Consider the following 23675-nt stretch of genomic DNA (forward strand, 5'->3'; position numbering starts at 1 on the left):
TTGCTCCTATCGTGCCGTTGCAGTGCTCATCGTCGCTTGTGACTCGCCGTCATTGTGTGATGAAGTCGGACATCATGGCCATGTCCTCATGCTCGAGGTTGTGACAGTGCACCAAGAAGGTGCCGGCGTAGTCGGTGAACCGGATGGCGATTTCAACAGCTTCAGACGGTTGCACATCGACGGTGTCTTTCCAGCCGCTGTCGTATCTTCCGGGTGCCCGGTTGTTGCGTGAGAGCACTTGGAAGTGGTTGAGGTGAACATGGATTGGGTGATGGACGTCGGTGATGAAGCGCCAGATCTCTACGTCCCCGAGGCGTGGGCGCGCCAATGGTCGGCCGGGCTGGTAGGCCATGTCGTTGATGGACCAGATGCCTTTGGGTCCGAGACCGAATTTGAAGGTGCGCGTGGCGGCGACACGGTCGAGAGGCAGCGGGCTGACACCGTTGCTGAGGTGCGCGGGAATGGAGGAGTCGTCGCCGCGGTCTTGGCCGACGACGTCAAATCGCATGACCTCGCGGGTGTTGCCCTGGCCCAGGGTGTTGACTAGGCGCACTTGCGTCCCTGGGGCGTAGCGCGAAAAGTCGACCACGACATCGAAACGTTCGGCGGGCGCGATGTCGAGGCAATCATGGTTCACCGGCCGCTGCAGCAGACCACCATCACTGCCGATCTGGACCAGTGCTGAGCCGCCGGGCGGCTGCGGATCGAGTTGCAGACGGTATCGGCGGGCGTTGGAACCGTTGAGTATCCGCAAACGGTAGCGGGCGGGGTCGGCGTGCAGCACCGGCCACGGCGCGCCGTTGACCAGAATGACGTCACCCAGCACGCCGTTCATGTAGTCGGCGACCACCATGCCGTCCTGGTTGAGCGGGTATTGGAAGGAGCCGTCGGCGGCAAAAGACCGATCGGCGATCATCAGCGGAATATCGCGGTGTCCCCGGGGCAGGGGAAGGGCGTCTTCCTCGTCGTCGTAGATGAGGTGGAGTCCGGCCAGCCCCCGCCATACGGATTCGCCGGTGTGGTCCATGCGGTGGTCGTGGTACCACAGTGTCGATGCTCGCTGCTGCATCGGGTAGGTGTAATCGCGTTGCCCGACAACGGTATCGCGCATCATCGCGCTGTGATCCATGCCTGGATGAGAGATGCCCGCGCTGGGTATGCCGGAATGGGGGAGGATCAGATCGAGCGGGTACCCGTCGTGGGCGGCGGGGGTGTGTCCGCCGTGCAGGTGCACCGCGACCGGTACCGGCAGGGTGTTGTGGTGGCGCACTGTGGTCTTGCGGCCCGACCGCGACACGATGGTCGGGCCCGGAAAGGTGCCGCCGTAGGTCCAAGCCGGTGTGGTCAGCCCGGGCAGGATCGTCAAATCCGACACGCGTTGTGTGAGGTGGTAATAGTCGGTGTCGGCGTCACGGTGCAGCGGCTGCAACACCGCAGGGACCGGCAGCGGCACCTGGTAGGGCTGCGGTAACCGAGCAGTGCTGCGCAGCAAACGGCCAGGCTCGGCCGGGCCGACGAACGCCTCGGGCCAGGTCGCACCGATGACGCCCAACCCCGCTGCGGCAGCGCCGAGCTGCAGCAGGGTCCGTCGTTTCACAGCGCCGCGTCCTGTCGTTCTGAATTGGCACGCCCAGGCAACGGCAGCCGCCACACGCACAGCGTCACTTGGACGATGCCGAGGATCAGCAGTACGCCGAGCGGGACGTGCAGCCCGGTCAGTCGGAACAGTCCCGTGGCCGACTGGACCATCACCACCACCATGATCAAGCCCGCCATCGCAACCAGGCTCCAGGAACCGCCGGCTCGGCGCAGTAACACCAGCGCGACGAGCTGGAGGAGTGCGAGAATCTCAGTGGCCCTCGCTCCGAGCGAATGCAGCATCAGTGCGTCATAGTGGCCGCCGAGAAAATTGCCGGCCAGCGCGGCCTGGATGACCACCAGCACCACCAGCGCCGCGGTGATTGTCCTGGCCGCCAGGTACTGCCAGTGTGACGCGACGGGCATGGGCGCCTCTACTTCTACACGTTCAGCGACCATTGCCGCGTTCAACCTTTCCGTGGCTCTGCGGGCGGCGTGCCAGGCGAATTCTCACCTGAGAGGCCGGATCAGTGCACGTCGTGGGGCGGCAGCATCACAATTTTCGGCGCTGCACAAGCTGACGGGCGCCGGGCCGTCGACGGGCGACAACAACTTTAACAAAAGTGTACAAGCGTTGACTTTATTGGGGCAAGATGTTCCTGTGTGACGAAGGTTGCTGAGGTGGGATCGGGTTAGTTCGGCGTGCAGATCCCGTGTTGGAAGGTCTCGATCACCGCGGGATGTGGCAGCGTGCCGGGGTGCCAGTCCGTCTCTGACGGCGCGGGAGGCTGACATGATCAGCCCGTAAAGGGCGTGCTAAATCCATTGTGGGCTCAGTGCAGAGTTGAACAATCCTGCGGGCCTGGCCGCGTTGGATCAGGGCCGTGAGCCGGCCGTTGCTCAACAGTGCAGTGGGGGCCATGTTTTGGCCGGGCGCGCGATGATTGAACAGGACCGTAGTCTGATCGCCGAGAGACAACAGCGCGTTGGTGACACGACGGATCGCCTTCATGGCGCAGTCATCGGCGGGTGCGGCCGCAGCCACTGCGTCGGTGTGAGCCTGGCTCGAATCAATGATGATGGCCTTCAAGAGGCCGTTACGGTGGGAAAGTAGTGATGCATCGTCATGCATCCTCCCAGCGCTGCTCTGGCTGCAAGACGTCGAATTTCGGCAGTTGAAGGTAAGGGCTCGTCAACATCCCGCGTGGTGGTACCGCCGGTTCCGCCGGCAAGAAATCGAATGGGATTGGAGCTGTTCGCATGCCGAGTCGACCGTTTTCGACGACACCGGCAACGGTCTGCAATGGCCGAAAAGATGAAGTATCACGTTGTACGGCACCAACACTCTGCCACGAAGGCCTTCACATTCGGTAAGCCATGGGGTCGCTGCCCTCCTTCGTTTGGGCCAAGAATTGAAATGGATCAACTCCGCTGCAGCAGCATCCCATTCGATGCACCAAATTGTTTGTCGTGCTGCTTATCTCGCTGCGCGGGTGCCTGGAAGGCCAATACCGAGCCGGTGGCCCAGGCAGACTGCGCCAACGGAACCGGGCGAGGCGGCGCGAACCCCGCTGCGTCGCCGCGACATTGCGGCCAGTGCCGCCCACGGCCAATATCTTCTTGATGGACTGCACCTGCCCAATCTGCCGCTCCTGTCTCCTGTCGCCGGCCGTCTGGGCATAACGGCGTGACACTGGGGGAGGACCGAGTGGTCGTGCTGCTTCAGCAGTCACGCTGGCCGAGCCTTCTTGCAGATCGAATTCACGTGAAGGCACTCCTGGAAGTTGATGCGCCTGACTCGTCCATCTGGGCGGTGGCGCCGGCTACCCGCCCCGTTTGGTGGATGGTCTGACGAGCAATGCGTCGCAGATCATATGAGCATGGAGCTTTCTGAGTAGGCGAAAAGTCCTGCATCACCGTCGGTCGTAGCCGGGATTTGCGATGCCGAGTCGGTGCAGCACGAGTGTCCGCAGGCATGCCGTGACGTCGTCCGAGCGGTTGTCGAGAGCACCGGAACGGATGGCGGCAGCCAGCTGCTGTTCGTTGTCGTATCCGACCGAGCCCAGCGCTTCTGTTACCCCGGATGCAGAACGATCGAGCAATTCACGTTCCACGATGCGTAAGACGTTGGCAGCTACACGAGCACGAAAGTTGATGTGGCCAGTGCACGCTTGCCGTACATCCTTCTCAAGGAATTCGGCTACTGCCGCAACCAGTTCGGAAGCGGTCGGCCGTCCGTGAAGCCAAGGGGTCATCGAGCTCCGTCCTCATCTAACAGCGTGAGTAGGTCCCATTCGGTTTCGCAGACGCGCCGGCCGATCGCGGCAAGTTCTACTGAGCGAGTCTGGCCGCTCAGGTGACGTTCGGCCTGATAGCGGCAGATTGCTCCCCAACGCAGTGTGGCCAGGACGAGCCACCATCGGAAGCTCGCCCGATCGAGCTTGGTGCCGCTGCTGGCTTCGTATGCGCTCAGGAAGGTCTCGATCTCTCCGAGTCCGCCGGCGCCGAGATGCTCGGGTGCGCCGAAGCGCCAGGCCCGGATGCAGAACCATGCCACGTCTTCGTAAGCCTCGCCGACATGTACGAGTTCCCAGTCCAGCACTGCCGAGAGCGCGCCACCGTCGATGATCAGGTTTCCCATGCGGAAGTCGCCGTGTACCAGCACCGGCGGCGATGGTGGTGGCCGGTTTGCGGCCAGCCAGCGCATACTCCACTCAAAGGCAGCTGTGGTTTCGCCTACGCCATCCAGACGTGCCCGCAATTCAATGAGTGGGTCACTTTGCTGCAGTGCTATCCCGGTTGTGTCAGCACGATGGATAGCCGCCAGCGCTTCTGCGCACTGCCGGAGCAGCCGGTCGTATGCGCCCTCGTCTGCCTTGTCGAGTTGACGGCGGATCCGCCGCACGATCGTTTCACCGGCTATCGCTTCGCAGATCAAGTACGGTTTCCCCAGTGCGGCAAGGGAATCGTCCGCAGTAATGATGGTGGGCACCGGTGTGCCGGCCAGGGCCGCACGGTGCTGGACGGCCGCTTCGAGTTCCATGCTCGCATGTTGTTGGAAACTCAGATCTGATGCCGGGGCGTTGGCCGGCCCGGTACGCAGGATCAATGGTCGACGGTGCTCGCCGATGACGGCGTCAAACGCCCAGGTGTCGCGACTGGCTCCGCCGGTGACTACGCTGAGGTCAGTCACCGCGACGTCAGATCCGAGAATTGGTCGGAGGACCGTTGTTAGCCTGTGGGCGAGTGTGGCGCTGCTCATCGTTCGCTGACCATGAACTCGCCCACGTGTGATCGCCGAGTATCACCGCTGGTGGTTGCACGCCAACGACCGGGCATGGTGATGCGTGGGCTTCTGAATAACAGCCGGCAAGCCAGAAGACCTGAAAACGCGCGTATGTCGATGACGAAGCGAAGAGCTGTTGCGCCGTCGGCCTGCGGCGCCGTTGGCGCAATGTGTCGCTTCACGTTTCACTGGCGGCCGCGGCGCGACTGTGCGGAGGTTCAAACGGAGCGGTTTCGATCCCCCACGAAGTGATCCAGCTAGGGGAGACGCGGACCCAGATCGGACCGAAACCAGGCGCCAATCGCTCGCCGCCCGCGGCCACGATCTCTGCTCGTCCACGGATCTGAATGCCGCGTGGCGTCCAAGGATTGGTGGACACCAGGTCATCTATAACGAGGGCGACGACAGGATTGTTCTCGATGTGCCGGTGATACAACCGGCTTTGGCCTCGGCCGGGAAGCACATGCGCGCCGATGTGTATCGTCTCCGATTCCTTGTCGAGCGTGAAACTGACCGGTACCACGTGGGGACGGCCTGTTGGCGTCGCCGTGGCGAGGCGCGCGAGCGCCTGATCGCTGAGGTAACTGCTTTCTGCTGCGGTGAATGCTTGGGCCATCAGGCTGTTTCCTCCCCGAGGCAGTCGACGTCGCGGGAGTCCAGGTATTCCTCGATCCGTTCGACGAGGCCGTCGTGGTTGACCACAATCCGCATCATTGCGGGCATGCGCAGTTGGGTTCCCGAGTGGAGCGATGCAGTAAGGGTGTGCTGAATGAACGCTTGCGAACCGACCGTCGTGACGCGGCGGTCCTCGTAGACGCGGCTTGTCGATACGGCGCACAGATGACCGATGATGGCCACGACAGTTTCGACGTCCTGCTCGAGTTCGTCACTGTTGTGCCATGCGAGTGCGCCCGCGGCGAAGCAACCACGCAGTGTGTCGGTGTCGCCTTGCTCGATAGCGTCCAGCATGCGGCTCACCACGCTGAAGTCTGTTGCGTGACACTCGTCTGTCAGCATGTCTCCTCGATTCTGGGCGTCTGGCGCAACCGAAGTTGCGGTGGTCTCGCCCTCAAAGCAAACCACGAACTATTCAATGTTTCAATAGAGTCGATCGTAGTGCCGGTCGAGCCAACTACAGATAGCGGACACCGATGTGCTGTTCATGACTTCATGTGTCCCCGTCATCGATGCAGACAACAAAATGCGACAGGAGCAAGATGCCCGCGATGAACCACCAGATCTGCCTGGCGGCCAGACCCCAGGGTTGGATCACCCCCGGATGCTGGCGACATGTGGCGGCGCCAGTTCAACAGCCTGCCGACGGGCAGTTCGCGGCCCGGACACGTTATATTTCGGTGGATCCAGCGATGCGCCGCTGGCTCGATGATCGTCGCTCCTACTCGGCTCCCATTGGAATTGGCGAGGTGATGCGAGCTCAAACGGTCGTGGAGGTCACGGAATCGGACCATCCGGAATTCCAGCCCGGCGACCACGTCGTGGGCTACTTCGGAGTCCAAGACTACGTCGTCTCCAACGGCGAGGGCGCACGGAAGATCGATCCCGATCTGGCCGCCTCGTCCGTCTTTCTCGGCGCTCTGGGACTGTCCGGCATGACGGCCTACTTCGGGTTGCTGGACGTCGGCGCCCTGCGCGAGGGTGAAACCGTCGTGGTTTCTGCGGCGGCGGGTGCAGTGGGATCCATGGTCGGCCAGATCGCCAAACTCAAAGGTGCGCGGGTGATCGGAATCGCCGGCGGAAGACAAAAGTGCACCCTGGTGACAAACGAACTCGGCTTCGACGACGCAGTCGATTACCGAGCCGAAGACGTGTCGGAAGCGCTTCGTGCGCGGGTGCCCGACGGCATCGACCTGTACTTCGACAACGTCGGCGGGGAAATTCTCGACGCCGCGGTCGCATGTCTGGCCCTGCGAGCGCGGGTGGTGGTCTGCGGCGCAATCAGCCAGTACAACAACGACATTCCGGTACGAGGACCGTCAAACTATCTGTCACTGCTGGTTTGTCGTGCGCGCATGGAGGGCTTCGTGGTGACGGACTACGCTGCACGCTTCGCCGAAGCCGCCGCTGAGATCGCCGGCTGGATCAACAACGGCCAAATCACCGTCAGAGAACACATTGTCAAGGGAACCGTCGAGGATTTCCCGGAAACGCTCCAGATGCTGTTTCGCGGCGACAAGGTCGGCAAGCTCGTACTGGAGTTGATGTGAAGGTCACCGAAGCCGAGCCGGTTGCCGCTCGGCGCCACCCACAATCAAGGACCACGTCATGACCTTCTACGCGCTTCCGGCTCCCTCTGCCCGTGCCCGTGAGCTCCAGGACAAGATGGTGCGCTTCATGCGGGATACGGTGCTGCCGGCGGAGGCTGCGTACCTGGCCGAGCGCAAGGCCGCCGGGCCCGACGGTCACACGGTCCCCCCCGTCGTGGAGGTCTTGAAGGAACAGGCTCGCGCCGAAGGATTATGGAACCTGTTCTTGCCCGCGGAGTCTGGTTTGACCCAGCTCGAATATGCGTCTATCGCCGAGTTGTCCGGATGGAGTATGCACCTGGCTCCAGAAGCCATCAATAGTCAGGCTCCCGATAGCGGCAACATGGAACTGCTGCACCTGCTCGGCACGGAACAGCAACAACACGATTGGTTGCGGCCGTTGCTTGCTGGGAAGATCCGCTCGGCGTTCGCGATGACCGAGCCCGATGTCGCGAGCAGCGACGCCAGCAATATCGCCACACGCATCGAACGGGACGGCGGCTCGTACATCATCAATGGGCGCAAGTGGTGGGCCAGCGGTGCCATGGACCCACGGTGTGCGTTCTTCATCGTCATGGGAAAGACGGATCCCTCGGCGCCGTCGCACCGGCAGCAGACGATGGTGATCGTCCCGCGCGACACGCCCGGGGTGACCATCGTGCGCGACTATCCGGTCTTCGGCCACCACGATCAGCACGGTCACGCTGAGGTGGTATTCGACCGGGTGCGAGTGCCCATCACGAACACCATCGGTGAGGAGGGCGGCGGATTCGCGGCCGCGCAGGCCCGACTGGGTCCCGGCCGCATCCATCACTGCATGCGCGCCCTCGGTGCCGCCGAACGGGCGCTGGCATTGTTGACCGATCGCGCGAAGCATCGGGTTGCCTTCGGTCGGCCTCTCGCCGAGCAGGGCGTGATTCAGCAACAGATCGCCGAGTCGCGGGTGGAGATCGACCAGGCCCGATTGCTGGCCCAGCAAGCCAGCCACCTGATCGATGTCGCCGGCAACAAGGCCGCTCGAAATCTCGTCGCCATGGCCAAGGTTGCCGTCCCCCGGGCAGCGGCCGGCGTGATCGACCGAGCGATTCAGGTGCACGGTGGCGCCGGGGTCACCGACGCGACCCCGCTTGCGGCGATGTACGGGTGGCATCGGGCGATGCGCGTGTTTGACGGGCCCGACGAGGTCCACCTTCGCTCAATTGCCAAGCATGAACTCGCACGTACCCCCGTGCTGCCCCCGTCACGGTCTGCGCCGGAAGACAACCGGCACGGGGCTGGGTAGCCGCCAGGCAACGAGCGTTGACGTCCCAGTTCTCCGCGTCGGAAGGAAATACAAGAAACATTTGAACTATTCAATGTTTTGTGGTGTGATGTGAGATGTGTCCGACCGGATGTCGATTGTGACCTGCACAACGGTGTGCGTGGCGCCAGACCCAGCCAGCACAACGAGCCGGAAGTGAAGGCAGCGCCGATGGTCGATTCTGGTCGTCACACGGACGGAACGCCCGTCGCGATCCTCGAAGGCTTCGGACGGAATCTAGGCGAATGGAGACTGCTGCACCATGACTACTGATATCGCCTCCGGTGCAAACCGGGTGGGAGAGTGTCCGCACCGCTCGTACAACTGGGCGCTCCCGGAGGAAATGGTCGATCCGTATCCGTCCTACGCCCGAGCACGTCAGGAGACCCCGATCTTCTGGAGTGACGAGATGCAGTGCTATGTGATCACCCGGTATGCCGACGTGGTCGAGGCCGTCAAGAATACGGAAGCGTTCAGTTCGCGCGATGTGCTCTACAGCGGCGAGGTTCCCGCCGAGTTGCGCGACCGTCTTCCCGATGGCTATCCCTACGAGCCGCCGTCGTTAGTGAACTCCGAGGGTGCGCACCACACAAGGGTCCGCAAGATCGTCTTGTCGGTGCTCAGCCCGCGGCGAGTCCAGTCGCTCAAACCGCTGGTCATGGGACTCATCGAGGACATGGTCGGGGCGCTGCCACAGTCCGGAACGTTTGACCTTTGTGCCACGATTGCCGTGCCGTTGCCGTTGACGGTAATCGCCCGGGTTCTGGGACTGCCGGTGGCCGACGCCGCCCGGATGAAAGAGTGGTCAGACGAGTTTTCCGTGCTGGTAGGCAATCCGCTGCTGGAGCCCGAGGAGCGGTTACGCGCGGCGGAGGGGCTCGCCGAAGCGCGGGAATATCTGCTTGCTCAGATCGCCGCCCGCCGCGCCGAGCGTACGGAGGACCTGATGTCGGCGCTGGTGTGGGCCGGCGTGGACGACCCGGAGGGGCCATTGACCGACACCGAATTGGTCAGTGTGTGCACGCAGTTGATGGAGGCCGGAAACGAGACGGCAACCGTGCTCATCGGCAACATGATGCACCAACTGTTGTCGAACCCGGAGCAGTGGCGAGCCGTCTGCAACGACGAGTCGCTGCGCGGTCCGGCAATCGAGGAGACACTGCGCATCATGGGCGCGGTTACCGGCATGCTGCGGATCACCACCCGCGACGTCGAAATCGGCGGTGTCCGGCTGGAAGCGGGCAGGCGTGTGGTGCTGATGTATGCCTCCGCGGGCCGCGATCCCGAAGCGTTCGATGATCCCGAGAAGTTCGACGTGACGCGCTCCGGTAGCAATCGTCACCTCGCCTTCGGCTACGGCGAGCACCTCTGCGTGGGAGCGCCACTGGCCCGGCTGGAGGTACGGTGCCTGCTGGATGCGCTGTGCGAATTCGGAGATCGGCTGCAGTTGGCGTCGGACGAGCCCGAATGGATCCCCGTGCCGACCATGCACGGATTCAAGAAACTGCAGTTGAAACTGGCTCCGCCGCAGTAGTTTTCCATTTGTTCCCAGTACGGCTGCGGGGCCGCGCCTCGAAATGTTGCGCCGCCCCCACGCTGCTGGCTGCGTGCCCATGGTGGCAGTCAATTAACACGATATGAGGAGGTAGGGGTCCAGATGTCCAGTGGCGACCTGAAATCCCTGATCGCAGTCGCCGGAGCGGAATTGGCCAGAGTCGCAGAAGCAGTGCGGGCCGACGCGATGACGGCGGAGACCCCGTGCGAGAAGTTCGATGTGCAGGGGTTGCTGACGCACCTCCTCTACTGGGCGCCGGTATTCGAACTCGCAGCGCGCAAAGAGCCGATCCCCACCGGTCGCCCCGCCGAAGGCGAGCAGGACCTTGCTGTGGGGGACTGGCGGAACCTGTTGGCCGACAACATCCACGCTCTGGCCACCGCATGGTCCGATCCGGCTGCGTGGGAGGGTGTGACTAGTATCGGCCGAAGTGATCTGGGCGATCTGCCCGCGGCGTTCGTCGGCTCGCTCGTGCTCTCCGAATTCGCCGTGCATGGGTGGGATCTTGCCCGGGCAGTGGGTTCTTCCTATCAATGTGACGACCATGTCGCCGAGGCAGTGTATGGCATCCTCGCAGAATCCGCCGAGCACGGAAGGGCATCCGGAGCGTTCGGTCCCGAAGTCGCTGTGCCTGCGACCGCATCCACACTGGATCGCACGTTGGGTGTGTCAGGACGTGACCCTAACTGGTCCCCCAAGGGCTAACTGTTGTGACCTGACAACAACGTGTCAGGTCACAACAGCCAGCCGCCGAAGCGGCCCCTAAAGTAGGGCAGAGAAACTGTGGGGTCCGAGGTGAGGTGTGTTCGCGAAAAGAGTTGTGCTGCATTAATTATCAAAACTTGGCGCCGGGGTCGTACCGAGCCAGCGCCACCATACCGGTCGGTGAGGTCAATGGCCGGCCATCAGTGGGCGAGGTAGCCGCCGTCGACTGCCAGTGTCGTGCCGGTGATGAAGCGCGTCGCATCCGATCCCAGCCAGGCGACAGCCTCGGCAACATCGCGTCCACGCCCCAGTCGCCCGATGGGGTGCTCGCGCAACAACATCTCCAGGACCCCTGGGTTCTCGGCCGCGGCTTCCGCGACCATCGGAGATTCGATCACGCCGGGCAGGACGGCGTTCACGCGAACCCCGCGCGCTGAGTATTCGAGCGCTGCAGCCTTGGTGAGGCCCACCACCCCGAATTTAGATGCGACATAGGCGGATTGGTGAGGAAGTGCAACCTCCCCGAGGGCCGAGGCGGTATTGATAATGGAACCTCCGCCTTGTTTGAGCATGTATGGAATCTCCGCCCGCAGGCAGTAGAAGACGCCAGTCAGATTCACATCGAGGACTCGGTGCCAGCCCTCCACGGGAACATCCACGATATCGGGACCGACCAGGTCGATACCCGCATTGTTGTGGGCGATGTCGAGTCGCCCGAAACGCTCGACGATCGTGGTCACCAGGTGATCGACGGACTCGACCACTGCGACATCCGTCACGACCGACAGAACGGCGTCGCCACCGTCGAGCAGTTCCACGGTTTCGCGGACCGCCGCCTCGGCTACATCGGCTACGGTCACCCGCGCGCCGTACTCGAGCAGCGCCCGGGCGGTCTCGCGGCCGATTCCACTGCCCGCACCCGTCACCAGCGCAACCTTGCCGTCCAACATATCAGACATTCGAATTTCCTTCTGGTGCATACATATACAACGCGGCAGCACGCCGCCGTCGGTGTGCGTTGAACACGCCACCGTGTCAGCCTAGAGTAAAATGGAGTGAACTATTGAAAGATTGAACAGTTTAGTCGGTGGTTCTGATGGGGCCGGGTGATCGCCTTGTGGGGGAGGGTCGGTTCCTGGGCTTTCGTCGGGCGCGTCCGGCGGAAGACCGGTGCTGCCGCCAACTGGAAACCGATACCCACGGTTCTCCTCCTGCGCGGAATCCGAGCTCGGCCCCGGAGGCACCCTGTGGACCCAAAACATGTAAATATCCAACATTCGACTATTATCGTGTGGGTGTACCCAGTGCCTGATATAGAGCGCCCGCATGAGTGGGTCGTCCGGCAGTTGCGTTCTGCAATTCTCGACGGCACCTACGTACCCGGGGATAAGTTGCCGGTCGAGCGAGAGCTCAGCGAGCGGTTCAAGGTCAGTCGCTCAGCCGTCCGCCAGGCACTTCTCATCCTCGATCAACAGGGGCTGGTCCGGGTCAAGCCGGGGGTGGGCGGCGGCCCGTTCGTGGCCCGGGAGCCGATGCCGGCCGCGATCACCGCATTTGAGAACCTCCTCACCGTTGACGAATCTTCGCTCGACGAATTCATCGACGCCAAGATGATCCTGGAGCCGGCGATAGCGGCACACGCCGTGACGAAGATCTCCCGCATCGATCTGGATGCCCTGGAAGACAACATGGTTCGTACTCGCGAGGCGGATCGGCAGGGCGCCGACCTGACTGAGCTTTCGATGGAGTTCCACGAAATCCTCTTCCGGGCGATCGGTAATCGGTTCATCGACGTCGTTCTCGAGATCCTGAACCGCAGCAGATACCGACTGCCCAACGGATCGATGGAGTTCGCCGACGTGGGCTGCGTACTGGAAGATCACCAACAGATTCTGAATGCCATCAGCCGAGGGTCTGCGACCAAGGTCAGCCGGCTCATGTCGGAGCACATCACCCGGGTGTGGAGCCGCCAACTGGAGGAGCGTTCGGGCGCGTGACGCACCGATTCCGGTGCGGGCCCGGACAGCGGATTGCCGGCTTGGGCCCGCTCCTATGAAGCGGGAGTTTTGCTTCGGAGCTCACCGAACAGCGTGAGTAAATCCGGTCGGTCCACCGACTGAGGGTCCACCGTGGTCGGCAGGCCCTGCAGCATCCTCTTGACCGGCACTTCGAGCTTCTTGCCGGTCAAGGTGTGCGGAATCCCCGGCACGGCGATGATCTGGTCGGGAACGTGCCGTGGTGACGCATCACGTCGAATTGTTTCTTTGATCCGGCTTATCAGGTCGTCGTCGAGGGTCAGGCCTGGCGCGAGCACCACGAACAGCGGCAGCCAATACTGGCCGTCATCACCGTCGACACCCACAGCCAGTGCCTCGGCGACCTCGTCGAGACGCTCGACCGCCTGATAGATCTCGGCGGTACCGATGCGGATCCCCATCCGGTTCAGGGTGGCGTCGGACCGGCCGTGGATAACGGCGCTTCCGCGCGCAGTGAACTCGATCCAATCGCCGTGGCGCCAGACGCCCGGGAACTCCTCGAAATACGAAGACCGATAGCGTTCGCCGTGCGGATCGTTCCAGAAGTACAACGGCATGGATGGCATGGGTTTTGTCACCACGAGTTCGCCGACCTCGCCCACGACCTGTTTGCCGGCGGTATTCCAAGCCTGCACACTGACGCCCAGGCACGGACCGGGGATTTCCCCCGTTCGGACGGGGAGCATCGGATTACCGGCGACGAAGGCGCTGGCGACGTCGGTGCCACCGCTGCTGGAGAACAGCGGGATGTGCTCCCCGACATCCCGGTGTGCCCAGTGAAATCCGTTGGCCGACAACGGTGAACCGGTGGAGTGAAGTGCTCGAAGCGAGGTGATGTCGTAGTCGCGCCTCGGCACCAGATTGGCCTTCGCGCAGCCGTGCAGATACGCGGCGCTGGTGCCGAATATTGTGACGCGCTGATCGTCCACGATGCGCCACAATGCGTCCGGCGCGGGGTGGGTCGGGCTGCCGTCGTAAAGAACGACTGTGGAATCGAGCAGCAATGCCGAGACGACCACGGTCCATACCATCCAACTGGTGGAGGTGTACCAGAAGAACCGATCGGAACTCTGCACGTCCATGTGCAGGCCGAGCAGTTTCAGATGTTCAAGCAGAATCCCGCCGTGTCCGTGCACGATTCCCTTGGGGGCACCGGTCGTGCCCGAGGAGAACAGGACCCACAGCGGATGGTCGAACGGGACTGGCTCGATGCCGGTCAGCTCCGCCGTGCTGATCGCGTCGGCCCAGGAGACAGAATCGGTGAGCGGCGCGTCTGCTCCGAAGGTGACCACCGCCGTCAACGACGGCAGCGCCCGACGCAGCTCGGCGATTTCGTTCGACCTGTCGTGGTACCGGCCGCCGAATCGGTAGCCGGACTTGGCGATCAACACCTTGGGTTCCAGGGGGGCAAGGCGTGCCGCGACGCTGGCCGGGCCGAACTCTGGACCGCAGATCGCGAAGATCGCTCCGATGCTGGCCGAAGCCAGGAATGCCACGATCGCCTCCGGGGTGTTGGGCACGAAGGCGACCACGCGATCACCCCGCTGTACGCCCTGTCCGCGTAGGTAGCCGGCAAACGAGGCGACCTCGGCGCGCAGGCGTTGCCAATCCCATTGCTCCGTCTCGCCGTCTTCGTGCACCGCGGTGATGGCGGTACCGGAACGCGTTGCGCCGAGCAGATGCCCGGCATAGTTGAGTTCGGCTCCCGGGAACCATGCCGCACCGGGCATCGAGTCGTCGCCGAGGACCGCCCGCGCCGGGGCGGCGAAGCGCACGTCGAAGAACTTGCTCACGGCGTCCCAGAACGTGGCGATGTCCGACACCGACCAGGACCAGAGGTCCTGGTAGCTGTCGAAGCTCAGACCGTGCCGGCGGTGCAACCAGTCCGCGAAAGCGGCGATTCGGGTATTGGCGCTCGTCTCAGGGGCGGGCGACCACAGCAGTTCGGGATCGGAGGCGTTCATCATCGCCAAGTAGATCTGGCAAGTTACGGGCGTGTCAAGAAAACCTTGAAACATTGCATGGTTCGTGATGTACTTGGCATGCGCGATCACATGTGCAGCCGATCATGAGCCGCATCACGCTGCCAGCCGTGGGCGAGCTGCAACGAACTTCCAAGAGAGGTGCATCCCATTGTTTGATCTCAGCAAGGATTGGGCGGAGCTTCCGTCCATGCGCCAGGCGCTGCACGCACGCGGAACCAATGACATGGACGGGCTGCCGGACCTGTCCGTGCAGCCGCGGTGGGACATTCCGGAGCTTGTCGTCGTCGGTGCGGCGGTCTCGGGCCGCATCGTGCGGAACGACGCCGGTTCTCATGAGCAGTTCGGTTTGGACATCGACTCATTTGCTCAAGCTGCGGCCGACTCCATTGATGCTGGCGCATGCGGGATCCACTTCGATGTTCTGGGCATCCCGGGAATCCGCGATTCCGGACTCAGCCTGCCCGAGGCCTACGCCAAGATCTACGCCGGAATCGAGGCACGGACATCGCGTGACTGGATCTGTGACGCCAACGTCCTCACCGGCGACAACTTCGCCGAGAACATGTACGCGATCACTGCCGGGCTTGCCGAGTGGGTCCCGATGGCTCCCAACTTCCCGGTGGAGTGGATGGAAACCACCGCGCACGTTGCCACCGAACACGGTGTGCGCTTGACGTTCTCGATCCACTCGGCTGCCGAAGTGGACCTGGCCAACCGACTGATCCTCTCCAAGGGCATCCTCAAAGAGAAGCCGATGTGGGGAATCCTGATCGGCTACCCCTACGACGAGACAACCTCGCGGTTGGCGACCTATCTCGCCCATCCCAAGGCGATGATGCAGGAACTCATCCAGATCGTCGACCGTATCCGCGAGATCGATCCGGACGCACACATCATCGTTCCCGCAGCGGGACGTGCCAGCCACTACCTGGTGACGACGGCGATGCTGCTGGGGTTGCACGTTCGAGTCGGCACCGAAGACACAGCGTTCAAATACCCGCACAGCAATGCTCTCCTGGAAAGCAGCAAGGAATCCGTGGAGCGGGTACGTGCCACGGCCGAGTCCCTCGGTCGGCGGTTGGCCACCGCTGAGGAGGCCCGGGCGTTGCTCGGGCTGCCCGCCGGCAAGCGAAAGGCTGTGTTGTCGTGACGGAGCACGGCGAACTAAACGTCGACCTCTACACCCGGAACGGCTTCGCCGGACCGCTTTCGACGATGGTGCGCCCCACCTATTCGCCTGGCTACACCCGGGTGGAGGGGACGTACCGCCCCCAGCGGTTGCACACTTGGACGCTGGAGGCCGCCGACGATCCACGTGCCATTCCGGTGACCGTGCTGGACAGTGACACCGTCAAGTTCGAACTCTGGCACCGTAATCTCGATACGGCGTTCGCGATGCGCGATGTCAGGAACGACCAACTGTTCTTCGTCACTCACGGTAATGCGCGCCTGGAGACGGATTTCGGCGTGCTCGAGCTGAGCCCGCTCGACATGGTTGTCGTGCCCCGAGCGGTGTCCTATCGGCTCAGTCAGGTCGACTCCCTGCGCATGATGGTGCTGACGACCGTGGAACAAATGAACATCGATGCTGACATGGCTACCGTGCTGGACCGCGAGGTGGAGCTGCCCAGGGCGTTCGATGCCGGCGAAATCCGTTCCGGTGAACAGGAACTCGTGGTGCGCCACGGCGCCGAGACCACCTCGTACTACTTCGACTATGATCCGCTGGCCGTGTTGAAGACCGAGGGCGCCCCCGTCGTCCAGCGATTCAGTCTCGAAGGCATCACCCCACCCCCGAGTGAAGGTCCGATGGCCGCGCCGCCCGCGCGTTTGGTGTACGGCGCGAGTCAGGAGACGCTGGTGTTCTACCTGGGGGCCCGTGAGACGGTGCGCCCGCCCGTGCATCACAATGCCGATTACGACGAAGTCGGTATCTACGCCTGTGGCCCAGGGGTTTTCGGTCATATGACCCACCCGGGGACCGTGGTGTGGGTCCCCAAGGGGCTGATTCACCAGGGGCCGGCGGAGAACGTCCCCGAAGGTTACGTCGCATGGTTGTTCGAGACGCGAGCCAACCTTGAACGGACCCCGGCAGGTGCCGAGTTCGCTGCCCTCATGGAGACTTCGCTCTTCGGTATTCATCCCTCCGAGGACACCGCGAACATCAAACAATGACGACGCGAGTGCGAGCCGGGGCCTGCTATCGGGCCCCGGCGCATCCCGGCCAACCGTCAAGCCGGTGACGGGTCCACTCGGGCGTTCGCCGTTTTCGAGTTGGAAGCGTCGATGGATGTCACCGTGGTCGGCAGCGGCCCGGATGGACTGGCGGCCGCGGTGATCTGCGCGCGTGCGGATCTTTCGGTGCGGGTGTTCGAGGCACAGTCGACGCTCGGCGGGGGCGCCCGCACCCTTCCCGCGCCGGAATACCCGGGCGTTTCCCATGACATCTGTCGGCGGTCCACCCGATGGCGCCGGCGTCGCCATTCCTCCAAATCAGCGCACTGAGGGATTGCGCCGCTTGACCCATGACCCCACGCGAGTGCGTACGAAATGTACTGCGGGCAACCCGATCCAGGTCACCCAAGGCACCAGGATCACCGTCGAAATCAGCGTACGCAACACCGGCGCCAGCCCCTCGAGATGTGGGATCAACAGGAGATTGATCAACAACGCAGCGGGCATCAGCGCGGTCCACACCCACAACGTCGTCCACCATCGCAACGACGCCGTGGCCACCGAAGGCGGCGCGGTCCACAGCATATCGAGGTTCGACATCGTCAACCCGACCATGGGACCTTCGGTCAACTGTTCTCCGCGGCGCACGTGTTCGGTCCGTGCGTCGCTTTCCTCCCAGGCCACCAGATCCTGGGACCGCGCGAAGTTGAGCCCAACCACCACATCGACGGCACCGTCTCGGTCGATCGTCCGTATCTCCGAGTCGAGGTATCCGTGGAATCCCCGTGCCGCGTCCACCAACTCCCGTGCCCATTCGTTGGCCGCATCGCAATTGTGCGCTGTCACCCGCCGCGACACCGCGACAGTCACGGGAAGTTCCGGCGCGAACCTCCGCCCGCCCCGATGCTTCGATCGATCTGGATCCCCCGACGCCGGCCCGGCGTTCTCGCCCATTACCGGGTGGCCCCCTTTGGGACGTTGTGGTTTTGGGGCGCGAGTCCTACTGCCCCAAATACTTGATCGTTCTTACGGTACGAGAAGTACCCATGCCGGGGTGCCGCGAGGGAAGCCGCCGGCATGGGCAACTACCGAAAGGCGCCGATGTCAGCGAGGGCCGTCAGCGGAAGACCTCTACATGGTCGGCCGCGTATTCGTCGAATGTCCGGGCCGGGTGGCCGGCCAGGGTCGCCACCACGTCGGTGATCGGGTTCAGTTTGCCGGTGTCGTACATCGTGTGCAGCGCGACAAGGGCGTCCGCGAGCCAGTCTGGCATGCCGGACGAATGGAGCGCCGCGAACGCCTCGATCGCCGACACCTCGTTGTAGCTGATGGTGCGGCCCAGGACTGCGGAGAACTTTCGCGCGCAGTCCGCATAACTGATCGCCTCTGGACCGGTGATCAGGTATTCCATGCCCTGGTGGCCGTCGGTGGTCAGCACGCTGGCCGCCACATCGGCGACGTCACGCACATCCACCATGCTGATCGTCTTGTCGGGCCCCACCGCTGCGCTCATCTGGTTCTGCTGCCGGATCGTCGCCCCGAACTGAAGCGGCTGATTCTGCATGAAGGTATGCGGGTAGAGAATGGTCCAGTCCAGACCGCTGGCCTTCAGATATTCGTCGTTGTGCCAATGCCAACGACTCAACGAGCACGGTGAATGCTCTTCCGAGGTGTAGACCGACAACTTGACCACATGCGGAACCCCACTCTTCTTGGCGAGGTCGACCAGTCGATTCTGCGTCTCCAGTTGGTCCGGGGCACCCGGGGTGAGCAGAAAAAGTTTGGAAACGCCGTCCAGGTGTTCGGCGACGGTGTCGGGACTGGTCAGGTCCGCGTGTACCGGTTGGCCGCCGCGGTCGCGGATGCTCTGCGCAGCGTCTTCGGTGCGTACCACAGCGCGGTAGGGGACACCGGTCTGGTTGAGGCGTTCGGTGAGGTAGCCACCGACCTGTCCTGTCCCGCCGAGAATGAGAATCATCACGTAGGCCTTCCGCAGTTTGCCGAACCGGGACTAAGGTAGCCGCTCTTCGTACGTCGGACGGTGGGCATTTGACGTCCTTTAGGTCGGTCAAATGACGTATCTGGCTGCGTATTTGGGCCGTCCATCTTGCTAGGCATCCTTGCTTGTGACCGACGATGTCGGCCGCGTAGATTCGACGGCATGGCAGTATCTGTGACGACCGTCTCAGATGCCTCGCGGCAGCGGCACGACCGGATGATCGAAGCGTTCGCCCGTTCGGCATCGAGCATCGCCTGGCAGGGTCCGTTGCAAGCGGTTCTCGATCAGTTGGCCCGCGAGGCCTGTGTCGCCAGTGCTGCAGACATGTGTACGGTGAGCATCTGTTCGCGGTTCCACGACACCTTCGAGATGGTGGGCGCATCGGGTTGTCCGCCTGCCTACCACCGATGCCTGGAACAGGCGCGTTCGCTGGGAGCGCCGTTGCTCACCGTCGAGGCTTTCCGCACGGGCCGGTCTGTCGTGGGCGATGTCGACACAATGGTCGGTGACAGTCGGTTGGCGCCGTTGCTCGATTTGGCCCGTCAACGTGGATGGGTGGCGCTGGCTGCCGTCCCGCTGTCGGTGCGCGGCGAGGTCGTCGGGGCGATGACGGCCTTCTATACCCGGGAGAACCGACCAGAGCCATCCGACATCGCCTTTCTGACCGCGATGGCCGACCACGGTGCCCTCGCCGTGCACACCGCGCGGTTGGCCGCCGAGATGCGTGACAAGGCGGCGCTGGAAGAGCGGGCGCACGTCGCCCGCGACCTGCACGACGCGATTTCTCAGCTGTTGTTCTCGATGCAACTGAGAGTCCGTGCGCTGCAGTTGGAGGCCGCCCGCGAAGATGCGGGTCCACGTCTCAGTGACGGGCTGGGGGAACTCGGCGGTGTGATCGCCCGCGCAGTCGACGAGATGCGGGCGCTGATCCTGCATCTGCGTCCCGCGGAACTGCGAGAACACGCGCTCGTCCCCGCTCTGCAGCAACTAGGTGAGACGGTGCGGGCGCGCGAGGGTGTCGCTGTCACGGTCCGGGCCGTCGAGGATATCCCCCCACTGAAACGCCCGGACGACGAGCAGATCTATCGAATCGTGCAGGAGGCCATCGGTAACGCGATCAGCCACGCCGACGCGCGCAGCGTCCGCGTCGAGGTCACAACTGCGGCCGATATGTTCGGTGAGGTGTTCGTCGTCGAGGTGGTGGACGACGGCCACGGTTTCGATGCGACCGAACCCAAGCCCGGTCACGTTGGTCTGGCCAACATGCGGGCGCGGTGTGCCGAACTGGGGGGACGTCTGACGATCGACAGCTCGCCGCAGGGCACCACGGTTCGGATCGAAGTTCCCCTCGGCCGGATCGCGGAATGATGGATGGCTCTGCTCGCCAGGCGATCCGTGTCGTGCTGGTCGACGACCACGCAGTGGTCCGAGAAGGCATGCGGGCTTTTCTCGCGATGCATGACGACGTCGAGGTTGTCGGTGACGCCGCCGACGGTGACACGTTGTTGGAGCTACTGAACCGACTCCTGGCCTTCGACCAGCTCCCCGACGTGGTGGTGCTGGATCTGCACATGCCGGGCTTGTCCGGGGCGCAACTCATATCCCGGATCTGTTCGACATTTCCGACGGTGGCCACCCTCGTGCTGACCAGTTTCGGAGACCCGAGTCGCGCACGGCAGGCGATCGATGCGGGTGCCAACGGCTATCTGCTCAAGGACGCTGGCCCAGATGAGCTGGTCTCCGCGATACGCAGCGTCATGGCGGGGGAAATGCCAGTGGACCCCGCGGTGACAAGCGCCCTGGCGCGATCGTGGAAGGCAGCGGACCGGCCGGCGAGCCACATCACGGCACGAGAGCAGATCGTCGTGAGCCTGGTGTCGCAGGGTCTGTCCAACCAGGAGATCGCGACCCGGCTGTCGATCAGCGAGCGCACCGCACGCACCCACGTCAGCAACATCTTGGCAAAGTTGGGCCTGTCATCACGTACCCAGATCGCGCTTTGGGCGCTGGAGACCGGGGTTACCGCACTGGGTGAGACGGGCCCGTCCAATTTCTGAGACGTGACCGAAGAGCTGTCGGTCCCGAGATGTCAGACGCCGCTCACAGCCAGGGGCCGAGATCTGGGACGTCGACCAGGGCATGAGCCCGGCCGGCCAGCCAGGCCACAACTTCGGGGAGGTCTCCCTCGGGTAGTTCGGAGTCCTCGAGCCCGCGTTTCGCCACGACGTCGGCACGGAGTGCCTCGAGAAAGTCGGTCGGCAGGTCGGCGAACGTCGCCCCGTGGTCCAGATCGACCGTGTGGACGAAGAGTTCGCGATCACGCATCCACGGGATTTCGGTGGCGGGCACGGTGCGACCCTGGGCGGTGACCACCTTGGTCTGCCATTGCTCCTCGGTGAGCGCCACCATGGCGTCCTCGAGTTGCCCGGCCGAACTGTGCAGCCACGCGCGCAACTCGTCATCAGGCAGCTTGCTGCCCCGCTCGATGCCCTCGGCTCGCGCCGCCGCCGACGCGTACATCGGTGTCTCTTCGCCGGTGGATGCCCATGTCACCAGGTTCTGCAGGGCGTCCGAGTTGGCCGCGACATGGGCGACCAGGTACTTGCGGGACCAGCCGGGCAGCTGGCTGGGCTGAGCCAGCGCGGTCTCATCGAGCCCCGACACGGTATCGAGGAGCAGTTCGGTACCGATGTGCATCCATCGCCGTGCGTCCGCGAAGGTGCGTGGCGTCATCCCGCGTCCTTCACGATCTTGTTCGTCATGGTCCCGATGCCCTCGATGGTGATCTGGACCGTCTCGCCGCCCCAGAGGAATTCCTGCGGTGTGCGGGCGTGACCCACGCCGCCGTTGGTGCCGGTGGCGATGAGGTCGCCGGGACGCAGCGTGATGATCGTCGAGATGTACTCGATCAGATGCACCGGGTCGAACAACAGGTCGGCGGTGTTGGCGGTCTGTTTGACGACGCCGCCGATGGTCAGCTGGGTGTCGAGCGCGGGACGTACGCCGCCCGGCAGTTCATCGGGTGTCACGACGTAGGGGCCGACCGGGGTGGTCGCGTCCCAGATCTTGCCCTGCAGCCATTCGCGGGTGCGGAACTGCCAGTCGCGTGCGCTGAAGTCGTTGAGCGCGGTGAACCCCGCGATCGCTGCCTCGGCCTCGGCCCCCCGCGCGTGGCGGACGGTCTTGCCGACCACGACCGTGAGCTCGCATTCCCAGTCGAACTGCTCGGTCTCGGCGGGTTTTACGATGTCGTCGTCGGCCCCGGCCAGGGTATCGGCGAACTTCGCGAAGAGCACGGGGTGGTCGGGCAGGTCACGGCCCATCTCCTCGATGTGGCTGCGGTAGTTGAGCCCGACGCACACGATCTTTGACGGGTTGGGTACCACCGGCGCGAAATCGGCGCCTGCCACGGGGTAGGTCGGCCCGGTGGCGGCCGCCGCGCGAGCTTTCCAGTCTGGATCGGCGAACAGTGCCCCGAGGTCGGGTGCGGCCAGGTCGATGAGCGTATCGCCGTCGAGCCTGACGGCGTGGGTGCCGTCGGAGGTGCGGATGGTGGCGAGTTTCATGATGTCAGACGTCCTTGCCGGTATGGAACTGGATGCGGTTGAGGTTGAGCGCCTCGAAGATCGGGGCGTCACTGAAGCGGAAGAGATCGAGGTGGCCCGAGTCGGAGTCGGACGAACCGGCCTCGGATCGGGCGGAGAACGGCTCCCAGGAGGGAACCACGAACATGTCGCCCCGGGTGGCCGTCCAGGACTGATCACCGACGGTGATGATGCCGGAGCCGTCGAATACCTGGAAAACCGAGGAGCCGGTCTCGCGTACCGGGGCGGTCTCGGCGCCGCGGCCAATGCGATGGAACTCGGCGCGGATGGTCGGCAACACGTCGCCGCCGGTCGCGGGGTTGACATAGCGCACCGCGGCGTGACCGGGCTCGACGGTCCCGCCGTACCCCTGCTGTTCCAGTGCGAGCTGATCGGCGAGCGCACGGTCGGTGAACTCCCACTTGTAGGACAGCAGTGGTGAACCCGGACCCGCCGCCCCCACCGACAGCGGACGCAGGCCAGGGTGTCCCCAGAGCCGCTCCGAACGGGAGCGCTTGGGGGTGCTGCGTTCGGCATCGGTGATGTTCTCGCGTCCGAACTCGAAGAACTGTGACTCGTTGGTGTACTGGAACGGGATGTCCAGACCGTCGATCCACGCCATCGGCTCGGCGGTGGCGTTGTGGTGGGCATGCCAGTTCCAGCCGGACTGTGGCAGGAAGTCGCCGCGGTTCATCGGAACCGGGTCACCTCCGACGACGGTCCAGACCCCGGAACCCTCGACAACGAAGCGGAACGCGTGCTGGCTGTGGCGATGCTCGGGGGCGTTCTCGCCCGGCATCAGGTACTGGATCGCGGCCCACAGCGTGGGCGTCGCGAAGGGGCGACCGCCCAGAGAGGGGTTGGCCAACGCGATCGCGCGGCGCTCGCCGCCGCGGCCGACCGGTACGAGGTGGCCGGCCTGGTCGGCCAGCCGGATCAGGTTGCGCCAGCGCCACAGGTGTGGAACCGCCCGGGAGCTGGGATGCGCGGGCATGAGGTCGCCGATCTGGGTCCACAGCGGGACCAGGAGCTCCTGTCCGAAGGCCTGGTACAGCGCATCGAGCTGCGGGGTCACCTCGGGCTGGCCCGGCCCCGCAACAGCGGTGATCTTGACGGGGGTTTCGGCGTCGCCGATGGTCATGGGCTCAAGCCTGCTCCCCATATGAAACGATGTCAAGGCGTCCGCTCAAGAAGTGTTGCATATTTGG

Annotated in this window: 22 protein-coding genes and 1 pseudogene; 10 read left to right on the top strand and 13 right to left on the bottom strand. The window is 63.8% G+C overall.

Annotation, left to right across the window (positions count from 1 at the left end):
* Positions 1-49: 49 nt before the first annotated feature.
* From E0T84_RS20720 to E0T84_RS20745, 6 genes are all read right to left on the bottom strand, one after another.
* Positions 50-1597 carry a multicopper oxidase family protein gene (locus tag E0T84_RS20720; RefSeq protein ID WP_138745388.1) on the bottom strand — a complete coding sequence of 516 codons (1548 nt, stop codon included), beginning with the start codon at positions 1595-1597 and terminating at the stop codon, positions 50-52.
* Positions 1594-2004, bottom strand: a complete 411-nt coding sequence (locus E0T84_RS20725) for a hypothetical protein (RefSeq protein WP_138745389.1) — start codon at positions 2002-2004, stop codon at positions 1594-1596. Before E0T84_RS20725 ends, E0T84_RS20720 begins: the two co-directional genes overlap by 4 nt.
* Before the next feature lie 1487 nt (positions 2005-3491).
* Complete coding sequence (locus tag E0T84_RS32750; RefSeq protein WP_138745390.1) at positions 3492-3833, bottom strand: DUF6285 domain-containing protein; 342 nt, start codon at positions 3831-3833, stop codon at positions 3492-3494.
* Positions 3830-4840: a phosphotransferase family protein gene (locus tag E0T84_RS20735; RefSeq protein WP_138745391.1), complete on the bottom strand. Its 1011-nt coding sequence runs from the start codon at positions 4838-4840 to the stop codon at positions 3830-3832. Before E0T84_RS20735 ends, E0T84_RS32750 begins: the two co-directional genes overlap by 4 nt.
* Before the next feature lie 202 nt (positions 4841-5042).
* A complete protein-coding gene (locus tag E0T84_RS20740; protein ID WP_138745392.1) occupies positions 5043-5480 on the bottom strand; it encodes a PPOX class F420-dependent oxidoreductase in 438 nt (145 codons plus the stop codon).
* Complete coding sequence (locus tag E0T84_RS20745; protein ID WP_138745393.1) at positions 5480-5881, bottom strand: nuclear transport factor 2 family protein; 402 nt, start codon at positions 5879-5881, stop codon at positions 5480-5482. Before E0T84_RS20745 ends, E0T84_RS20740 begins: the two co-directional genes overlap by 1 nt.
* A 200-nt stretch (positions 5882-6081) precedes the next feature.
* Here E0T84_RS20745 and E0T84_RS20750 point away from each other — a divergent pair, with 200 nt between their 5' ends.
* From E0T84_RS20750 to E0T84_RS20765, 4 genes are all read left to right on the top strand, one after another.
* The gene (locus E0T84_RS20750; protein WP_171055118.1) at positions 6082-7089 is read left to right on the top strand and encodes an NADP-dependent oxidoreductase; all 1008 of its coding nucleotides are present in this window, start codon (positions 6082-6084) and stop codon (positions 7087-7089) included.
* Positions 7090-7147: 58 nt separating this feature from the next.
* Positions 7148-8410, top strand: a complete 1263-nt coding sequence (locus tag E0T84_RS20755) for an acyl-CoA dehydrogenase family protein (RefSeq protein WP_138745394.1) — start codon at positions 7148-7150, stop codon at positions 8408-8410.
* 280 nt (positions 8411-8690) lie between these two features.
* Entirely contained in the window at positions 8691-9962 is a 1272-nt protein-coding gene (locus E0T84_RS20760; RefSeq protein WP_138745395.1) for a cytochrome P450, read from the top strand.
* Positions 9963-10085: 123 nt separating this feature from the next.
* Positions 10086-10688 (top strand): TIGR03086 family metal-binding protein, encoded by a 603-nt coding sequence (locus tag E0T84_RS20765; RefSeq protein WP_138745396.1) that lies wholly within the window; start codon positions 10086-10088, stop codon positions 10686-10688.
* A gap of 200 nt (positions 10689-10888) precedes the next feature.
* Here E0T84_RS20765 and E0T84_RS20770 read toward each other — a convergent pair whose 3' ends face one another.
* Entirely contained in the window at positions 10889-11647 is a 759-nt protein-coding gene (locus E0T84_RS20770; RefSeq protein WP_171055119.1) for an SDR family NAD(P)-dependent oxidoreductase, read from the bottom strand.
* A 345-nt stretch (positions 11648-11992) separates the two neighbouring features.
* Between E0T84_RS20770 and E0T84_RS20775 the strand changes: the two genes are divergently transcribed.
* Entirely contained in the window at positions 11993-12685 is a 693-nt protein-coding gene (locus E0T84_RS20775) for a FadR/GntR family transcriptional regulator (RefSeq protein WP_171055120.1), read from the top strand.
* Positions 12686-12738: 53 nt separating this feature from the next.
* Here the strand turns inward: E0T84_RS20775 and E0T84_RS20780 are convergent, their stop codons facing one another.
* Positions 12739-14688 carry an acetoacetate--CoA ligase gene (locus E0T84_RS20780; RefSeq protein WP_138745398.1) on the bottom strand — a complete coding sequence of 650 codons (1950 nt, stop codon included), beginning with the start codon at positions 14686-14688 and terminating at the stop codon, positions 12739-12741.
* Positions 14689-14857: 169 nt separating this feature from the next.
* Between E0T84_RS20780 and E0T84_RS20785 the strand changes: the two genes are divergently transcribed.
* The 3 genes and pseudogenes from E0T84_RS20785 to E0T84_RS20795 all read left to right on the top strand — a co-directional run.
* Positions 14858-15859, top strand: coding sequence for a 3-keto-5-aminohexanoate cleavage protein (locus E0T84_RS20785; protein WP_171055121.1), 1002 nt, complete (start codon positions 14858-14860; stop codon positions 15857-15859).
* On the top strand, positions 15856-16884 hold the full coding sequence (locus tag E0T84_RS20790) for a homogentisate 1,2-dioxygenase (RefSeq protein WP_138745400.1): 1029 nt from the start codon (positions 15856-15858) through the stop codon (positions 16882-16884). The genes E0T84_RS20785 and E0T84_RS20790 overlap by 4 nt, the downstream gene beginning before the upstream one ends.
* A 111-nt stretch (positions 16885-16995) precedes the next feature.
* A pseudogene (locus tag E0T84_RS20795) lies at positions 16996-17195 on the top strand (NAD(P)-binding protein); the annotation flags it as partial.
* Between the two features lie 7 nt (positions 17196-17202).
* On the opposite strand, the gene E0T84_RS20800 reads toward E0T84_RS20795, so the two are convergent.
* Together E0T84_RS20800 and E0T84_RS20805 are read right to left on the bottom strand one after the other, a co-directional pair.
* Positions 17203-17754 carry a hypothetical protein gene (locus E0T84_RS20800; RefSeq protein ID WP_138745401.1) on the bottom strand — a complete coding sequence of 184 codons (552 nt, stop codon included), beginning with the start codon at positions 17752-17754 and terminating at the stop codon, positions 17203-17205.
* A gap of 247 nt (positions 17755-18001) precedes the next feature.
* Positions 18002-18862, bottom strand: coding sequence for an SDR family oxidoreductase (locus E0T84_RS20805; RefSeq protein WP_138745402.1), 861 nt, complete (start codon positions 18860-18862; stop codon positions 18002-18004).
* A gap of 183 nt (positions 18863-19045) precedes the next feature.
* On the opposite strand from E0T84_RS20805, the gene E0T84_RS20810 reads away from it, so the two are divergent.
* Both E0T84_RS20810 and E0T84_RS20815 read left to right on the top strand, forming a co-directional pair.
* The gene (locus E0T84_RS20810; protein ID WP_138745403.1) at positions 19046-20251 is read left to right on the top strand and encodes a GAF domain-containing sensor histidine kinase; all 1206 of its coding nucleotides are present in this window, start codon (positions 19046-19048) and stop codon (positions 20249-20251) included.
* Positions 20251-20940, top strand: coding sequence for a response regulator transcription factor (locus tag E0T84_RS20815; RefSeq protein ID WP_138745404.1), 690 nt, complete (start codon positions 20251-20253; stop codon positions 20938-20940). The genes E0T84_RS20810 and E0T84_RS20815 overlap by 1 nt, the downstream gene beginning before the upstream one ends.
* 43 nt (positions 20941-20983) lie before the next feature.
* Here E0T84_RS20815 and E0T84_RS20820 read toward each other — a convergent pair whose 3' ends face one another.
* The 3 genes from E0T84_RS20820 to E0T84_RS20830 are packed head-to-tail and all read right to left on the bottom strand — an operon-like array spanning position 20984 to position 23608.
* Positions 20984-21616: a maleylpyruvate isomerase family mycothiol-dependent enzyme gene (locus tag E0T84_RS20820; RefSeq protein WP_138745405.1), complete on the bottom strand. Its 633-nt coding sequence runs from the start codon at positions 21614-21616 to the stop codon at positions 20984-20986.
* The gene (locus E0T84_RS20825; RefSeq protein ID WP_138745406.1) at positions 21613-22449 is read right to left on the bottom strand and encodes a fumarylacetoacetate hydrolase family protein; all 837 of its coding nucleotides are present in this window, start codon (positions 22447-22449) and stop codon (positions 21613-21615) included. The genes E0T84_RS20820 and E0T84_RS20825 overlap by 4 nt, the downstream gene beginning before the upstream one ends.
* A gap of 4 nt (positions 22450-22453) precedes the next feature.
* The gene (locus tag E0T84_RS20830; protein WP_138745407.1) at positions 22454-23608 is read right to left on the bottom strand and encodes a cupin domain-containing protein; all 1155 of its coding nucleotides are present in this window, start codon (positions 23606-23608) and stop codon (positions 22454-22456) included.
* Positions 23609-23675 lie beyond the last annotated feature (67 nt).

The organism is Mycobacterium sp. DBP42, assembly GCF_005924235.1.
Classification (GTDB): Bacteria; Actinomycetota; Actinomycetes; order Mycobacteriales; family Mycobacteriaceae; genus Mycobacterium; species Mycobacterium syngnathidarum.

What these genes read in the sequence shown, in the direction of transcription:
- E0T84_RS20825 (WP_138745406.1), bottom strand. Translation starts at nt 22,449, where the DNA reads ATGAAACTCGCCACCATCCGCACCTCCGACGGCACCCACGCCGTCAGG.
- E0T84_RS20830 (WP_138745407.1), bottom strand. Translation starts at nt 23,608, where the DNA reads ATGACCATCGGCGACGCCGAAACCCCCGTCAAGATCACCGCTGTTGCG.
- E0T84_RS20765 (WP_138745396.1), top strand. Translation starts at nt 10,086, where the DNA reads ATGTCCAGTGGCGACCTGAAATCCCTGATCGCAGTCGCCGGAGCGGAA.
- E0T84_RS20805 (WP_138745402.1), bottom strand. Translation starts at nt 18,862, where the DNA reads ATGATTCTCATTCTCGGCGGGACAGGACAGGTCGGTGGCTACCTCACC.
- E0T84_RS20815 (WP_138745404.1), top strand. Translation starts at nt 20,251, where the DNA reads ATGGATGGCTCTGCTCGCCAGGCGATCCGTGTCGTGCTGGTCGACGAC.
- E0T84_RS20725 (WP_138745389.1), bottom strand. Translation starts at nt 2,004, where the DNA reads ATGCCCGTCGCGTCACACTGGCAGTACCTGGCGGCCAGGACAATCACC.
- E0T84_RS20780 (WP_138745398.1), bottom strand. Translation starts at nt 14,688, where the DNA reads ATGAACGCCTCCGATCCCGAACTGCTGTGGTCGCCCGCCCCTGAGACG.
- E0T84_RS32750 (WP_138745390.1), bottom strand. Translation starts at nt 3,833, where the DNA reads ATGACCCCTTGGCTTCACGGACGGCCGACCGCTTCCGAACTGGTTGCG.
- E0T84_RS20740 (WP_138745392.1), bottom strand. Translation starts at nt 5,480, where the DNA reads ATGGCCCAAGCATTCACCGCAGCAGAAAGCAGTTACCTCAGCGATCAG.
- E0T84_RS20745 (WP_138745393.1), bottom strand. Translation starts at nt 5,881, where the DNA reads ATGCTGACAGACGAGTGTCACGCAACAGACTTCAGCGTGGTGAGCCGC.
- E0T84_RS20760 (WP_138745395.1), top strand. Translation starts at nt 8,691, where the DNA reads ATGACTACTGATATCGCCTCCGGTGCAAACCGGGTGGGAGAGTGTCCG.
- E0T84_RS20750 (WP_171055118.1), top strand. Translation starts at nt 6,082, where the DNA reads ATGCCCGCGATGAACCACCAGATCTGCCTGGCGGCCAGACCCCAGGGT.
- E0T84_RS20810 (WP_138745403.1), top strand. Translation starts at nt 19,046, where the DNA reads ATGGCAGTATCTGTGACGACCGTCTCAGATGCCTCGCGGCAGCGGCAC.
- E0T84_RS20820 (WP_138745405.1), bottom strand. Translation starts at nt 21,616, where the DNA reads ATGACGCCACGCACCTTCGCGGACGCACGGCGATGGATGCACATCGGT.
- E0T84_RS20770 (WP_171055119.1), bottom strand. Translation starts at nt 11,647, where the DNA reads ATGTCTGATATGTTGGACGGCAAGGTTGCGCTGGTGACGGGTGCGGGC.
- E0T84_RS20735 (WP_138745391.1), bottom strand. Translation starts at nt 4,840, where the DNA reads ATGAGCAGCGCCACACTCGCCCACAGGCTAACAACGGTCCTCCGACCA.
- E0T84_RS20755 (WP_138745394.1), top strand. Translation starts at nt 7,148, where the DNA reads ATGACCTTCTACGCGCTTCCGGCTCCCTCTGCCCGTGCCCGTGAGCTC.